The organism is Streptococcus infantis, from assembly GCF_047463175.1.
In the GTDB taxonomy this organism is placed as follows: Bacteria; Bacillota; Bacilli; order Lactobacillales; family Streptococcaceae; genus Streptococcus; species Streptococcus infantis_AC.
In genome coordinates, this window is the sequence record NZ_JASHEJ010000004.1 from 1 (window position 1) to 16,537 (window position 16,537).

Genomic DNA, 16,537 nt, shown 5'->3' on the forward strand with positions numbered 1-16,537 from the left:
ATGGGAGTTAACGGGATCGAACCGCTGACCCTCTGCTTGTAAGGCAGATGCTCTCCCAGCTGAGCTAAACTCCCTCGAGCTAAGCGACTTCCATATCTCACAGGGGGCAACCCCCAACTACTTCCGGCGTTCTAGGGCTTAACTTCTGTGTTCGGCATGGGTACAGGTGTATCTCCTAGGCTATCGTCACTTAACTCTGAGTAATACCTACTCAAAATTGAATATCTTTCAAATTTCACTTAAAAACTAATCACGCTTCGTATTCTCAGTTACTTTGGATAAGTCCTCGAGCTATTAGTATTAGTCCGCTACATGTGTCGCCACACTTCCACTTCTAACCTATCTACCTGATCATCTCTCAGGGCTCTTACTGATATAAAATCATGGGAAATCTCATCTTGAGGTGGGTTTCACACTTAGATGCTTTCAGCGTTTATCCCTTCCCTACATAGCTACCCAGCGATGCCTTTGGCAAGACAACTGGTACACCAGCGGTAAGTCCACTCTGGTCCTCTCGTACTAGGAGCAGATCCTCTCAAATTTCCTACGCCCGCGACGGATAGGGACCGAACTGTCTCACGACGTTCTGAACCCAGCTCGCGTGCCGCTTTAATGGGCGAACAGCCCAACCCTTGGGACCGACTACAGCCCCAGGATGCGACGAGCCGACATCGAGGTGCCAAACCTCCCCGTCGATGTGAACTCTTGGGGGAGATAAGCCTGTTATCCCCAGGGTAGCTTTTATCCGTTGAGCGATGGCCCTTCCATACGGAACCACCGGATCACTAAGCCCGACTTTCGTCCCTGCTCGAGTTGTAGCTCTCGCAGTCAAGCTCCCTTATACCTTTACACTCTGCGAATGATTTCCAACCATTCTGAGGGAACCTTTGGGCGCCTCCGTTACCTTTTAGGAGGCGACCGCCCCAGTCAAACTGCCCGTCAGACACTGTCTCCGATAGGGATCACCTATCCGGGTTAGAGTGGCCATAACACAAGGGTAGTATCCCAACAACGTCTCCTTCGAAACTGGCGTCCCGATCTCATAGACTCCTACCTATCCTGTACATGTGGTACAGACACTCAATATCAAACTGCAGTAAAGCTCCATGGGGTCTTTCCGTCCTGTCGCGGGTAACCTGCATCTTCACAGGTACTAAAATTTCACCGAGTCTCTCGTTGAGACAGTGCCCAAATCATTACGCCTTTCGTGCGGGTCGGAACTTACCCGACAAGGAATTTCGCTACCTTAGGACCGTTATAGTTACGGCCGCCGTTTACTGGGGCTTCAATTCATACCTTCGCTTGCGCTAAGCACTCCTCTTAACCTTCCAGCACCGGGCAGGCGTCACCCCCTATACATCATCTTACGATTTAGCAGAGAGCTGTGTTTTTGATAAACAGTTGCTTGGGCCTATTCACTGCGGCTGACGTAAAGTCAGCACCCCTTCTCCCGAAGTTACGGGGTCATTTTGCCGAGTTCCTTAACGAGAGTTCTCTCGCTCACCTGAGGCTACTCGCCTCGACTACCTGTGTCGGTTTGCGGTACGGGTAGAGTATGTTAAACGCTAGAAGCTTTTCTTGGCAGTGTGACGTCACTAACTTCGCTACTAAACTTCGCTCCCCATCACAGCTCAATGTTATAGAATTAAGCATTTAACTCAATTCACACCTCACTGCTTAGACAGACACTTCCAATCGTCTGCTTTAGTTAGCCTACTGCGTCCCTCCATCACTACATACTCTAGTACAGGAATATCAACCTGTTGTCCATCGGATACACCTTTCGGTCTCTCCTTAGGTCCCGACTAACCCAGGGCGGACGAGCCTTCCCCTGGAAACCTTAGTCTTACGGTGGACAGGATTCTCACCTGTCTTTCGCTACTCATACCGGCATTCTCACTTCTATGCGTTCCAGCGCTCCTCACGGTACACCTTCTCCACACATAGAACGCTCTCCTACCATACCTATAAAGGTATCCACAGCTTCGGTAAATTGTTTTAGCCCCGGTACATTTTCGGCGCAGGGTCACTCGACTAGTGAGCTATTACGCACTCTTTGAATGAATAGCTGCTTCTAAGCTAACATCCTAGTTGTCTGTGCAACCCCACATCCTTTTCCACTTAACAATTATTTTGGGACCTTAGCTGGTGGTCTGGGCTGTTTCCCTTTCGACTACGGATCTTAGCACTCGCAGTCTGACTGCCGACCATAATTCATTGGCATTCGGAGTTTATCTGAGATTGGTAATCCGGGATGGACCCCTCACCCAAACAGTGCTCTACCTCCAAGAATCTCTAATGTCGACGCTAGCCCTAAAGCTATTTCGGAGAGAACCAGCTATCTCCAAGTTCGTTTGGAATTTCTCCGCTACCCACAAGTCATCCAAGCACTTTTCAACGTGCCCTGGTTCGGTCCTCCAGTGCGTCTTACCGCACCTTCAACCTGCTCATGGGTAGGTCACATGGTTTCGGGTCTACGACATAATACTAAAGCGCCCTATTCAGACTCGGTTTCCCTACGGCTCCGTCTCTTCAACTTAACCTCGCATCATATCGTAACTCGCCGGTTCATTCTACAAAAGGCACGCTCTCACCCATTAACGGGCTCGAACTTGTTGTAGGCACACGGTTTCAGGTTCTATTTCACTCCCCTCCCGGGGTGCTTTTCACCTTTCCCTCACGGTACTGGTTCACTATCGGTCACTAGGGAGTATTTAGGGTTGGGAGATGGTCCTCCCAGATTCCGACGAGATTTCACGTGTCTCGCCGTACTCAGGATACTGCTAGGTACAAAGACTATTTTAAATACGAGGCTCTCACTCTCTTTGGCTGACCTTCCCATGTCATTCTTCTATAATCTTTGAGTCCAAATTGCAGTCCTACAACCCCGAAGAGTAAACTCTTCGGTTTGCCCTCCTGCCGTTTCGCTCGCCGCTACTAAGGCAATCGCTTTTGCTTTCTCTTCCTGCAGCTACTTAGATGTTTCAGTTCACTGCGTCTTCCTCCTCATATCCTTAACAGATATGGGTAACAGGTAGTACCTGTTGGGTTCCCCCATTCGGAAATCCCTGGATCATCGCTTACTTACAGCTACCCAAGGCATATCGTCGTTTGTCACGTCCTTCTTCGGCTCCTAGTGCCAAGGCATCCACCGTGCGCCCTTATTAACTTAACCTTACTTTTTTGACCTTTCAGTCATAAACTCTTATTAATACTACAGCGTTTTCGGTTTATTTTCTTGTTACTATTTGATATAGATATTCAATTTTCAATGTGCATTACTTGGTGATCTCTCACCAATGGAGCCTAGCGGGATCGAACCGCTGACCTCCTGCGTGCAAAGCAGGCGCTCTCCCAGCTGAGCTAAGGCCCCACAAGACCTCTCAAGACTAAACAAGACCAATGTGCATTCCTTATCCTTAGAAAGGAGGTGATCCAGCCGCACCTTCCGATACGGCTACCTTGTTACGACTTCACCCCAATCATCTATCCCACCTTAGGCGGCTGGCTCCAAATGGTTACCTCACCGACTTCGGGTGTTACAAACTCTCGTGGTGTGACGGGCGGTGTGTACAAGGCCCGGGAACGTATTCACCGCGGCGTGCTGATCCGCGATTACTAGCGATTCCGACTTCATGTAGGCGAGTTGCAGCCTACAATCCGAACTGAGATTGGCTTTAAGAGATTAGCTTGCCGTCACCGGCTTGCGACTCGTTGTACCAACCATTGTAGCACGTGTGTAGCCCAGGTCATAAGGGGCATGATGATTTGACGTCATCCCCACCTTCCTCCGGTTTATTACCGGCAGTCTCGCTAGAGTGCCCAACTGAATGATGGCAACTAACAATAGGGGTTGCGCTCGTTGCGGGACTTAACCCAACATCTCACGACACGAGCTGACGACAACCATGCACCACCTGTCACCTCTGTCCCGAAGGAAAACTCTATCTCTAGAGCGGTCAGAGGGATGTCAAGACCTGGTAAGGTTCTTCGCGTTGCTTCGAATTAAACCACATGCTCCACCGCTTGTGCGGGCCCCCGTCAATTCCTTTGAGTTTCAACCTTGCGGTCGTACTCCCCAGGCGGAGTGCTTAATGCGTTAGCTACGGCACTAAACCCCGGAAAGGGTCTAACACCTAGCACTCATCGTTTACGGCGTGGACTACCAGGGTATCTAATCCTGTTTGCTCCCCACGCTTTCGAGCCTCAGCGTCAGTTACAAGCCAGAGAGCCGCTTTCGCCACCGGTGTTCCTCCATATATCTACGCATTTCACCGCTACACATGGAATTCCACTCTCCCCTCTTGCACTCAAGTTAAACAGTTTCCAAAGCGTACTATGGTTAAGCCACAGCCTTTAACTTCAGACTTATCTAACCGCCTGCGCTCGCTTTACGCCCAATAAATCCGGACAACGCTCGGGACCTACGTATTACCGCGGCTGCTGGCACGTAGTTAGCCGTCCCTTTCTGGTAAGATACCGTCACAGTGTGAACTTTCCACTCTCACACTCGTTCTTCTCTTACAACAGAGCTTTACGATCCGAAAACCTTCTTCACTCACGCGGCGTTGCTCGGTCAGACTTCCGTCCATTGCCGAAGATTCCCTACTGCTGCCTCCCGTAGGAGTCTGGGCCGTGTCTCAGTCCCAGTGTGGCCGATCACCCTCTCAGGTCGGCTATGTATCGTCGCCTTGGTGAGCCGTTACCTCACCAACTAGCTAATACAACGCAGGTCCATCTGGTAGTGGTGCAATTGCACCTTTCAAGCAGCTATCATGCGATATCTACTGTTATGCGGTATTAGCTATCGTTTCCAATAGTTATCCCCCGCTACCAGGCAGGTTACCTACGCGTTACTCACCCGTTCGCAACTCATCCGGAGAAGCAAGCTCCTCCTTCAGCGTTCTACTTGCATGTATTAGGCACGCCGCCAGCGTTCGTCCTGAGCCAGGATCAAACTCTCATTAAAAGTTTGAGTTCTCACTCATTTCTGTCACTGACAGATTTATTGTTTTTTTCATTGTTCAGTACTATAACCTTAAGTTATAGTGCCCTGCACATTGGTTCGTCTTGTTCAGTTTTCAAAGGTCTTTGTCGCGCTTACGACAACTATATTAGTATATCACAGTCACTTTTCTCTGTCAACAGGTTTTTTTAACTTTTTTTAAATCCTATTTCCATCAACCGCGACACACCCATAGTCCGTACGGGATTCGAACCCGTGTTACCGCCGTGAAAAGGCGGTGTCTTAACCCCTTGACCAACGGACCCTGAGCTTTTTAACTCTTTCTATTATACCTGCTTTTACAATCTTGTCAAGAACTTGAGATTATTTTTTTATCTTTTTGGAGAAAAATCTCTTAGTACATGCTTTAGTTCTTTCAACATTGCTTTTCTTCCTTTGAATCGCTCATCAGCTAATAATCGTTCAAATAACTCCAATTTTTCTTTTCCTAATCCTGCTCGATACTTTTTAAGCACTTCTTGTAATGCGTAAGACTCATCTATCAATAGCCCCCCTTCGCCTAATCGATGACTAATCTCGCTTACTTCTTCATAAGCTTGTCGATCCAATCTTCTTTTGTAACTTTCTTGTTTCCTAACTGCATCCAAAATTCGATTTCGAAACTTTGTTTTGAAGTAGGTATAAAATTCCTTATTTTTATTTTCCTTAAAATCAGGGTGATTTTCTAATAATTCATGTAGGCAGATCATTCCCTCTTGATCCCAATCTTCTTTTTCCCATAAATGAAGGTAGTATTCTTTTCTACACTTATGTACAATAGCTTTTACTTCGTGGTAATTCATGTCTAACATAGTTGTTCTCCTTTTCTGCCATTAGTATAGCAGAGGTAGAGACGAATTATGACATTTCTTCTATTTTGTTATTTATCTTGCCTGATTTTATTTTTTTGAATGTTTGATATTTCGTTGGGATATCTTTTTAGACTTTTTAGGATATAAAAAGAGACAAGAGTTATGCTCTTGTCTTTTAAAAAATTTATTGGAACAAATCTACAATTGTATCCCAGACGGTTTTTGCCTTTTCTTTAATTTTTGCATCTGAAATAGCTTTTTCTGCTTCATCAATAAGGTTCTGTGCTCGACTTTGAATGTCACTTATAGAGTCATTCGGCTGCCCTCCACCATTGTCAGCAGGCTGATTCGGAACATTTTTAGGAGCAATTCCATTTATTTTATAGGCGTTTTCAACTGTAAATGTGCTTCCTGGTGTATAAGGAAGAATTGTTTCTGCCATACTTCTAAAAATATGAGCGGCGCCATTTGATGTCGAACCTGCTAGGTAATGATTTTCATCAGTAGTCGGGAAACCAAGCCAGTGACTAATGACTAAATCAGGCGTATAACCAACAACCCATTGATCACTCGTATATTCTGGGTTAAAAGCAGTTTCTGTCGTTCCAGTTTTTCCAGCCATGACATAACCATCAGGCGATGAACTTATTCCTGTACCATTTGTGAAAGTCCCTAGCATCATGCTAGTCATTTTATCGGCTACTGACTTATCGATTACACGTTTTTGAGAATTTTTATGAGTAGCAATGACTTGTCCACTCGCATTCTCAATTCGTGTAATAAAATGCGCTTCAGGCATCAAACCTTCATTTGCAAATGCTGCATAAGCCTGGGCCATTTGTAGTGGGTTAGTTTCCACGCCACCACCTAAAGCCACTCCAAGCACACGATCTACATCGCTCATGTTGAGACCAAACTTTTCACCCGCTTCAAAGGCTTTATCGATTCCAAGCTCTTTAACAGCAGCTACTGCAGGTAAATTTAGAGATTTAGCCAAAGCTTGATACATGGGTACTTCTCGTGATGTCTTGATTCCTGCGTAGTTGTCTACTTTATAATCACCATATTGCATGGTATGATTATCCAACTCCTTATTAAGAGACCAGCCTGCCTCAACCGCTGGTGTGTACACTATCAAGGGTTTAATAGTAGACCCTGGACTTCTTTTGGATTGGGTTGCATAGTTAAAATTTCTGAAACCTGTTTTATCATCCCCGGCCACTCGACCAACAACTCCTCGAACTCCACCTGTTTTTGGTTCTAATGCGACACTACCAGACTCTGCATGTGTTCCATCTTCAGCTGTCGGAAAGAGAGAAGTATTTTGGTAGATAACCTGCATATTTGCTTGGTAATTTTGATCTAGCTCCGTATAAATTCGATAACCGTTATTAACGATTTCTTCCTCTGTTAGATTATACTTTTCAATAGCTTCATTGACAACTGCATCAAAATAGGAAGGATAACGGTAGTCTGATATTTTCCCTTCATAACTATCTTTCAACTGAGAAGCCATATTAACACTTGATGCTTCTGCTTCCTTATTTTTATCAAGATAGCCGGCAACCACCATATTTTGCAAGACAGTATCTCTTCGATTAGTTGAATGCTCAATAGAATTCAGAGGATTGTACAATTCTGGGCCTTTAAGCATGCCTGCTAAAGTGGCGGCTTCATCAAGAGTTAATTCCGATGCCGAAACACCAAAGTACTTTTTACTAGCATCTTCAACACCCCAAACTCCATTACCGAAGTAGGCATTGTTCAAGTACATGGTTAGAATTTCTTTTTTACTGTATTTTTTGGTTAATTCTAAAGCAAGGAAGAATTCTTTAGCCTTTCTCTGCACAGTTTGGTCTTGTGAAAGATAAGCATTTTTCGCCAACTGTTGGGTAATTGTAGAACCACCGCCCGAGCGACCAGCTGTTAGGATAGCCAGGAAAAAGCGCCCATAGTTAATCCCACTATTTTTGTAGAAGCTTCTATCTTCTGTCGCAATAACAGCATTTTGCAAATCTTCACTAATATCCGAAAGTTCGACATAGGTCCCTTTTTGACCTGACAGAGCCCCTGCTTCTTTCTCTTCTCGGTCAAAAATCAGAGTACGTGTTTTTAAAGAATTTTGTAAGTCTGTAACATTTGTCGATTTTGCTAGCGCAAATAGATAGACCCCAACAAAAAGGCTGGCACTTAATCCTATAATCAGAAAGATCTTTGTCAGATGATAACGGCGCCAGAATTTTCGGATAGGACCAACTGACCCAGCTTTCTTTCGTCCTGTTCTTGAACGTCGTAAATTACTAGACCCGTTATTTTCATGCTCAACTTCATTAGTCTCTGTTTCTTCAATTTCATTTTCTTCTTTCTTAAATAAGGAAAGAAATTTTTCAAATAATGTATCTAATTTCATGCGTTTATTTTATCATCTTCCCTATAGGAAGACAAGAATTTAGCTAGTTCCCCTGTCCAAATAGACTAATTTTTGTTACAATATCTGTATGAAATTTACCTTTACTATACCTGATTCTTTGCCTGAAATGACAGTCAAACTTTTTCTGGAAGAGCAACTGTTAATCCCTCGAAAAATACGTCATTTTTTGAGAGTTAAAAAACATATCCTTATTAATCAGGAGGAAGTTCATTGGCACCAAACTATCAAAGCAGGAGATGAATGCCAATTAATTTTCGACGAGGAAGATTATCCTACAAAAGAAATTCTCTGGGGAAATCCCAAACTTGTCGAAGAAGTCTATCAAGATCAACATTTAATTATCGTCAATAAACCTGAGGGCATGAAGACACATGGAAATCAGCCAGATGAGATAGCTCTTCTCAATCATGTTAGCGCCTATGTCGGTCAGACCTGCTATGTCGTTCATCGCTTGGATATGGAAACAAGCGGTCTCGTTCTGTTTGCGAAGAATCCATTCATTCTTCCCATTCTTAATCGCTTATTAGAAAAGAAAGAGATTTCTCGAGAATACTGGGCTCTGGTTGATGGAAGATTAGCGGCTAAGGACTTGATCTTCCGAGATAAAATCGGTCGCAATCGTCACGATCGTAGAAAAAGAATTGTGGATCAAAAAAATGGTCAATGCGCCGAAACTCATGTAACTCGGTTAAAACAATTTCAAAACAAAACCAGTCTCGTTCGGTGTAGATTAAAAACAGGACGTACTCATCAGATCCGAGTCCACCTATTTCACCACGGACATCCAATCCTCGGGGACCCTCTCTACAACCCACACTCAAACAACAAGAGACTGATGCTTCACGCATTTAAACTATCCTTTATCCACCCTCTGACTTTAAATAAATTAAGCTTTACCGCTCTCTCAGATACATTTGAAAGAGAATTAAAACAAAATGGATGATAAAATCATCCATTTTTATTGATACAAAAAGCAAGACCGATTGGTCTTGCTTTTTCGACTCAGAAATTATTTAGCAATTTTTGCGAAGTATTCAAGAGTACGTACAAGTTGTGCAGTGTAAGACATTTCGTTGTCGTACCATGATACAACTTTAACCAATTGTTTACCGTCAACGTCAAGAACTTTAGTTTGAGTTGCGTCAAACAATGAACCGTAAGCCATACCTACGATATCTGAAGATACGATTGGATCTTCTGTGTAACCGTATGATTCGTTTGAAGCTGCTTTCATAGCTGCGTTCACTTCGTCAACAGTAACATTCTTTTCAAGAACAGCTACCAATTCAGTAACTGATCCAGTTGGAGTTGGAACGCGTTGTGCAGATCCGTCAAGTTTACCATTCAATTCTGGAATTACAAGACCGATAGCTTTAGCAGCACCAGTTGAGTTAGGAACGATGTTTGCAGCACCAGCGCGAGCACGACGAAGGTCCCCACCACGGTGTGGTCCGTCAAGGATCATTTGGTCACCAGTGTAAGCATGGATAGTAGTCATCAATCCTTCTACAACACCGAAGTTATCTTGAAGAGCTTTAGCCATTGGAGCCAAGCAGTTTGTAGTACATGAAGCACCTGAGATAACTGTTTCAGTACCATCAAGAACGTCGTGGTTAGTGTTAAATACAACTGTTTTAACATCGTTTCCACCAGGAGCAGTGATAACAACTTTCTTAGCTCCACCTTTAAGGTGTTTTTCAGCTGCATCTTTCTTAGCAAAGAAACCAGTTGCTTCAAGAACGATTTCTACACCGTCAGTAGCCCAGTCGATTTGTTCTGGATCACGTTCAGCAGAAACTTTAACGAATTTACCGTTAACTTCGAATCCGCCTTCTTTAACTTCTACAGTACCGTCGAAACGACCTTGAGTTGTGTCATATTTCAACAAGTGTGCAAGCATAACTGGATCTGTAAGGTCGTTGATGCGAGTAACTTCAACACCTTCTACGTTTTGGATACGACGGAAAGCAAGACGACCGATACGGCCGAAACCGTTAATACCAACTTTAACTACCATTAGTGATTTCCTCCTTATGAAAATCATGAAATTTTTATTGTGAAAAGAGTAACTTGAATCACTACAAATCACCTTTTAACGTTCTTATTATATAACTATTTGAGTTAAATTGCAAGCGCTGGCCTTGATTTTCAAACTACTTTCTTTTTAATACCGTGCTCCCCCTATTCATAGCGTAATGATTCTACTGGATCCATTTTACTAATCTTTCGTGCAGGGAAGTAGGCTGAAATGTAACCAAGAAGCAAGGCAAAACCGAGAGTTCCAAAAATTGAGAGAAGATTCAATTCAAAAACTTTAGAGATAGACGGATAAAAATGATGAACAGTAACATTCGCTATACTTCCTAAACCTTGAGCAATCACAAATGCTATAAACAAGGCAATCATAACAATCCACAGTGCCTCATAGATAAAAATTCCTTTCACATCTCTATTTTGATATCCAACTGCTTTCATGACACCAATTTCCTTGGAACGTTGCATGATATTGATATAAATGATGATACCTATCATAACTGCCGCTACCAAAATTGCTTGAGATGAAAGAACAATCAATAATCCCTGGATGACGCGAATAAAGGTAATCACAATATCAAGAACGGCCTGTTGAGAAAGGACCGAATATTTCTTGTTCTTTTGCAACTCTTCTATAACTGTTTTGGTACCAGATGGATCTTTAAGCTCCAAAATAAAATAAGATATAGCTTTTGTAAAACCAGCCTCTTTTAATATGGTTTCCATCTGATGAGCAGTCATGTAGCTGTTACTATCCTCAGCATCATCCTCGTCATTTATAACCCGAACAATGTGAGTTTGAAAGTGAGAAGTCTTGCTACCTTCAGCACCATTTTCTAAAATGCTTGCCGAGACTGGTTTGCCTATAACATCACTAGCTGTAAGATTTTTCCCTGTTTGTTCATTCCAATTTTTCAGTAGACTCATCGGAATCGTCAATCCCTGCTCTTTTGCATCAGTGTATATAGGACCTGCTAGCACTTTTTCTTTCTCATTACTGCTAACGGAGATACTTGTATCCTCATATAAACTCACAACTTGAGCATAAGAAGGCATGGTTTGACTAAAGTCCACTTCTTGTCCGTCTATAGTGATTTTTGACATAGTCATGCCAAAAGGACTCTCTAGATACTTAATAGCATCTTTCCCAATCGTATCCGTGATATAGTCCTTATCAACTTGATTCAAAAAACCTCTACCAGCAACATTTGAATTTAGAGCAATCTGAACTTGAGAAGGTAGCTTCCCTCCGTTTGTATTTTCATCAATCATTGAGATCAAGGCATTCCCTAGACCGAAGGAAATCAATACTCCGACAAAACCAATCGAGGTTGCTACCGCAATTAGCAAGTTTCGCCACTTTCTTTCCATAAAGTTACTTAAAGAAAGTTTGAATTTATTTTTAAAGGACAATCCTTTATTTTTTGACTTCTTCAACGACTTCACCATCCTTCATTTTGATAATTACATCTGCATATTCAGTTACTTCTGGGTTATGAGTCACAATCAGTACTGTTTTTCCAGATTGGGCTAAATTTTTAAATACTTCCAAAACCAGTTCCTGAGATTGAGAATCCAGCGACCCTGTTGGCTCATCAGCTACAATCATATCCGGTTGATTGACCAGAGCACGAGCAATGGCTACACGTTGCTTTTGTCCTCCAGAAAGTTGCTTGACATTTTTAGCCATAAAAGGTTCCATTCCTAAACTGACTAGTTGCTCTTGAGCTATCCTTGTCATTTCTTTATCGGATAAATCTTTGACATAGAGAGGCAACTTAACATTGTCCAAAACAGACTGGTGAGGAATGAGATTGAAGTTTTGAAAGACAAAACCAATATTATCTTTACGGAATTGAGTTAATTCAATCTCCGATAAATCCCTGAGAGGTTCTCCTTTAAAAGCTAAAATTCCCTCATACTCTCTATCAAGACCACTGATGATATTCAGTAGACTGGTTTTGCCACAGCCTGATGGACCATAAATCGCAGTTATTTTTCCTTCTGCAATCTGCAGGTTAATATTTCTTAGAGCCTGCTCTTTATGTTTACCGTCCAAAGCGTAAAATTTTGAAATATTTTTAATGGATAAAATAGACATGGACATCTCCTTTAAATCACTTGTGATATCGTGTATCGATACAAACTATATTTATCAATCAGATTCAAAAGGAATCAAAGAATTCCTCTCTCTTTTTTACGAATTCATTGTAACAAAAAAGCGACATTTCCCCAATGACAGAAATGTCACTCCTATAAACCCTTTAACGGTATCTTTCTATGTCCTCAGCCCATTCATTATCTAAACTAACGATTAACTTCTCATTGCCAAACATTCTCGCCATCATTTTCGCTTCTTCATACTTTTGTTTTGCAGTGTCATAATCCGTCTGAATATAATATTTCCACTCAAGCATCAAGACAATCGGTTGTTTTTGAAAATCTCGTGTTTTTTGCCCTATTTTATTTAACGTTTCAACTGCCCTCTTAAAATAATGAAACAGCCCCATAATCTCTATACAAGTTAAAGAAGCTAGTAAGGAATCTCTAAGTAAGTCTAAACAATCGAACTCTATCTTATCAATCTGCGAACTTAATTTCTCATGAAAATAAAGAATATTCTCATACTCAGATTCTTTTATTTCACCCGCTTTCAAACCATCCATTAAGTTACATGCAAAATACAACCTCAGTCTTAATAGATCCTCCGCTTTATATACATCTCTGGATAGTAAGTCCTGCAGGCCATTTTCAAGCACACTTTCACCATACAAGGAATTACTAGTTGCTCTCACTGTATCTATGGCTTGGAGACAATCCACTAGCACTTTCTCATCACGTGGCAAATCATCATAAAAACACTCCAAAATCTCATCAAAATATTCTTCCTTTTGTTCCTGCAACTCTTTGTCTCCATAGTCAGGATGATGAAGAAGAAAGTATTTTAATTCTTGGTAACGCTTGGGTAATTCCTTATAGTCTGGCATCAAAAAATAGGATGGAATGTCTAACCTATTCGCTATATATTCCAGTGTTTTTATTGTCGGACGAAATTCTCCTTTTTCAATGCGCACTAACTGACGAACTGACAGTTCCGACTCATCTTCACAAAAAACTGGGCGACTAAGTCCTTTCTCCTCTCTAAGAAGTCTTACCTTTTCCCCTAGATCATTCATCTCTTACATTTCTCCCTCGCACGATTATCAAAGCTTTGATTTTCAAACAAATAGATGCGATTATTATACCATTTCCAAAAAAGAAATACAAAAAAGAGACAGGATTACTCCTGCCTCTGACTGATAATCAATTATTTAAGACGTCCTGGTCTTTCTTTGTAACCATAGTAAGCATCTTCGATGATTTCTTGCATATGATCAACCATTGGAAGACGTGGATTTGCAGGTGAACATTGATCTTCATAAGCAAGGAAGGCCAATTCACGTGAATGTTCTTTCCATTCTTTCTCGTCAACACCTTGTGCTTTGAAGTTCATTTCGATACCTACGCGCTCACCGAGTTCGTAAACAGCTTTAGCATAAGATGCAACCCCTTCTTCTGGAGTAGAAGCTGGAAGTCCAAGCATACGAGCGATATCTTGATATTTCTCATCTGCACGGTAGTAGTTGTACTTAGGCCATGTAGCTGTCTTAGCTGGGCGTGTACCATTGTAACGGATAACGTATGGAAGCAAGATTGCATTTGTACGTCCGTGAACTGTGTGGAATTGTGCACCAATCTTGTGAGCCATTGAGTGAGAAATACCTAGGAAGGCATTAGCAAAGGCCATACCAGCAATAGTTGAAGCGTTATGCATTTTCTCACGTGAATGGAAGTCTGCATTCTTAACTGAACTTTCAAGGTTTTCAAATACGAGTTTGATCGCTTGAAGAGCAAGACCGTCAGTGTAGTCGCTAGCCATTTGTGATACGTAAGCTTCAGTTGCGTGAGTCAATACGTCCATACCAGTGTCAGCAGCAACAAATCCAGGAACTGTCAATACCAAGGCAGGGTCTACGATTGCCACAGTTGGTGTCAATGAGTAGTCAGCGATTGGGTATTTACGGTTGTTTGCTTTATCAGAGATAACGGCAAATGGAGTTACTTCAGATCCTGTACCAGATGTAGTTGGAATCGCGATGAATTTAGTCTTCTTACCAAGCAATGGGAATTTGAAGGCACGTTTACGGATATCCATGAATTTTTGTACAAGGTCACGGAAGTCCACTTCTGGTTGCTCATAGAAGAGCCACATTACTTTAGCAGCGTCCATTGGTGATCCACCACCAAGAGCAATGATTGTATCTGGTTTGAAGGAACGCATAATCTCAGTACCACGTTCAACTGTAGTGATATCTGGATCTGGCTCTACATCTGCAAAGATTTGGTAAACAACCTTATTGCGACGAAGGTCAAGTTGCTCGATGATACGATCAAGGAAGCCAAGCTCTACCATAGCGTGGTCAGTAACGATCATGACACGCTCAACGTCACGACATTTTTGAAGGTATTGAATTGAATCACGTTCAAAGTATGTTTTTGAAGGAAGTTTCATCCATTGCATGTTATTTCTCCGTCTTCCGACTTTTTTGATATTCAAGAGGTTAATGGCGCTAACGTTATCCCCAACTGAGTTACGTCCGTAAGAACCACATCCGAGTGTCAATGATGGCAAGAAGGCATTATAAACATCCCCGATACCACCGAAAGTAGAAGGTGAGTTACAGATAACACGAATAGCTTTAACAGCTTTACCAAATTCTTTAGTCAATTCTTCATCAGCTGTATGGATAGCAGCTGAGTGCCCAAGACCGTTAAATTCAACCATTTGACGAGCTTTTGCAATACCGTCTTCGCGACTTTCAGATTTCAAAACTGCGATAACTGGTGATAATTTTTCACGAGTCAACGGCTCGTTTTCGCCAACTTCTTTACATTCTGCAGCAAGAATGTTTGTTCCTTCTGGAACAGTAAATCCTGCTTGTTCTGCGATCCAAGTTGCTGGTTTACCAACGATGTCAGCGTTCAATTTTGCACCAGCACAGTTTTTGCTGTTTGCTTTCACGCCGAAGCAGAATTCTTCAAGAAGAGCTTTTTCTTTTTTGTTTACAAAGTAAGTATGGTAAGATTTGAACTCAGCTACAAATTCATCATAAATTTCTTTATCAATGATAACCGCTTGTTCAGATGCACAGACCATACCGTTATCAAATGATTTAGACATGACGATGTCGTGAGCAGCTTGGCGGATGTTAGCTGATTTTTCAACATAAGCTGGAACGTTTCCGGCACCTACCCCAAGAGCTGGTTTTCCACATGAGTATGCAGCTTTAACCATGGCATTCCCACCTGTTGCAAGGATTGTTGCAACACCTTCGTGGTTCATCAATGCGCTAGTTGCTTCCATAGATGGTTCAGTAATCCACTGTACACAGTTTTCAGGAGCTCCTGCTTTAATCGCTGCATCACGCACGATTTGAGCAGCGTGAGCTGATGATTCTTGAGCTGATGGGTGGAACGCAAAGACAATAGGATTACGAGTCTTCAATGAAATCAAAGCTTTAAAGATTGCTGTTGAAGTAGGGTTTGTTGTTGGAGTGATACCACAAACAACACCAACCGGTTCAGCGATAAGAGTCAATCCTGTTACATCATCTTCTTCGATAACACCAACTGTTTTAGTGTGGCGCATGTTATTTACCACGTGCTCACAAGCAAATAGGTTTTTAGTCGCTTTATCTTCAAATACTCCACGTCCTGTTTCTTCAAAGGCATGTAAAGCCAATTCTCCGTGGGCATCAAGAGCTGCAACTGAAGCTTTTGCTACAATATAATCGACTTGATCTTGGTCAAGTTTACGCATTTCTTCAAGGGCAACCAAAGCTTTTTGCACCAAACCATCGACATGCTTTTCAGCAGCGAGTTTCTTTTCCTCTGGTGTTACAGTTTTTTTATCAGCCATATTTTCCTCCATAGCTTTCAAGGATTGTAAGTCCTTTGTTAATTTTTTCACAATCTTATTATAACTCTTTTTTCAAGATTTGTAAACAGTTTCATAGAAATTTCACAAACTTTTTTTATTCGCTTGTGAAAATAATTTTGCACATCCCTACCCATACGCTTTTTAGCTTATACTTTGTGAATAATCTCGTAAAACTTTTATTTTTCACAAACTTCATTGTAAAAAGGTATTGAAAGGCGTCTTAATTTCCATGTAAGCGCTTTCTATAGGTGCGGTATATTACCCCCTCTAAGAGG

General features: G+C 42.1%; 8 protein-coding genes, 3 tRNA genes and 3 rRNA genes. 1 reads left to right on the plus strand and 13 read right to left on the minus strand.

Annotated elements, in window-relative coordinates; all coding sequences use genetic code 11:
- Position 1: 1 nt before the first annotated feature.
- The 8 genes from QM859_RS07970 to pbp2a all read right to left on the minus strand — a co-directional run bounded on the left by QM859_RS07970 (position 2) and on the right by pbp2a (position 8,227).
- Positions 2-74: transfer RNA gene (locus tag QM859_RS07970), tRNA-Val, on the minus strand.
- A 4-nt stretch (positions 75-78) separates the two neighbouring features.
- Positions 79-194: ribosomal RNA gene (gene rrf, locus QM859_RS07975) — 5S ribosomal RNA — on the minus strand.
- Positions 195-274: 80 nt separating this feature from the next.
- Positions 275-3,175 (minus strand): 23S ribosomal RNA (locus QM859_RS07980).
- A gap of 125 nt (positions 3,176-3,300) precedes the next feature.
- Positions 3,301-3,373 (minus strand) — tRNA-Ala (locus tag QM859_RS07985).
- A gap of 50 nt (positions 3,374-3,423) precedes the next feature.
- Positions 3,424-4,969, minus strand: a 16S ribosomal RNA gene (locus tag QM859_RS07990).
- Together the 16S, 23S and 5S rRNA genes with 3 tRNA genes alongside form the textbook arrangement of a ribosomal RNA operon.
- A gap of 229 nt (positions 4,970-5,198) precedes the next feature.
- A tRNA-Glu gene (locus QM859_RS07995) sits at positions 5,199-5,270 on the minus strand.
- Positions 5,271-5,337: 67 nt separating this feature from the next.
- On the minus strand, positions 5,338-5,817 hold the full coding sequence (locus tag QM859_RS08000) for a sigma-70 family RNA polymerase sigma factor (protein ID WP_373075927.1): 480 nt from the start codon (positions 5,815-5,817) through the stop codon (positions 5,338-5,340).
- 184 nt (positions 5,818-6,001) lie between these two features.
- Positions 6,002-8,227: a penicillin-binding protein PBP2A gene (gene pbp2a, locus QM859_RS08005; protein ID WP_373075928.1), complete on the minus strand. Its 2,226-nt coding sequence runs from the start codon at positions 8,225-8,227 to the stop codon at positions 6,002-6,004.
- An 88-nt stretch (positions 8,228-8,315) separates the two neighbouring features.
- On the opposite strand from pbp2a, the gene QM859_RS08010 reads away from it, so the two are divergent.
- A complete protein-coding gene (locus tag QM859_RS08010) occupies positions 8,316-9,191 on the plus strand; it encodes an RluA family pseudouridine synthase (RefSeq protein WP_414262727.1) in 876 nt (291 codons plus the stop codon).
- Positions 9,192-9,257: 66 nt separating this feature from the next.
- Here QM859_RS08010 and gap read toward each other — a convergent pair whose 3' ends face one another.
- From gap to adhE, 5 genes are all read right to left on the minus strand, one after another.
- Complete coding sequence (gene gap, locus QM859_RS08015; RefSeq protein WP_140834568.1) at positions 9,258-10,265, minus strand: type I glyceraldehyde-3-phosphate dehydrogenase; 1,008 nt, start codon at positions 10,263-10,265, stop codon at positions 9,258-9,260.
- 164 nt (positions 10,266-10,429) lie between these two features.
- Entirely contained in the window at positions 10,430-11,731 is a 1,302-nt protein-coding gene (locus QM859_RS08020) for an ABC transporter permease (RefSeq protein ID WP_414262728.1), read from the minus strand.
- A complete protein-coding gene (locus QM859_RS08025) occupies positions 11,700-12,383 on the minus strand; it encodes an ABC transporter ATP-binding protein (protein WP_414262729.1) in 684 nt (227 codons plus the stop codon). The genes QM859_RS08020 and QM859_RS08025 overlap by 32 nt, the downstream gene beginning before the upstream one ends.
- A gap of 163 nt (positions 12,384-12,546) precedes the next feature.
- A complete protein-coding gene (locus QM859_RS08030) occupies positions 12,547-13,458 on the minus strand; it encodes a helix-turn-helix domain-containing protein (RefSeq protein WP_414262730.1) in 912 nt (303 codons plus the stop codon).
- Positions 13,459-13,589: 131 nt separating this feature from the next.
- Positions 13,590-16,241 (minus strand): bifunctional acetaldehyde-CoA/alcohol dehydrogenase, encoded by a 2,652-nt coding sequence (adhE, locus tag QM859_RS08035; RefSeq protein WP_247922310.1) that lies wholly within the window; start codon positions 16,239-16,241, stop codon positions 13,590-13,592.
- Positions 16,242-16,537 lie beyond the last annotated feature (296 nt).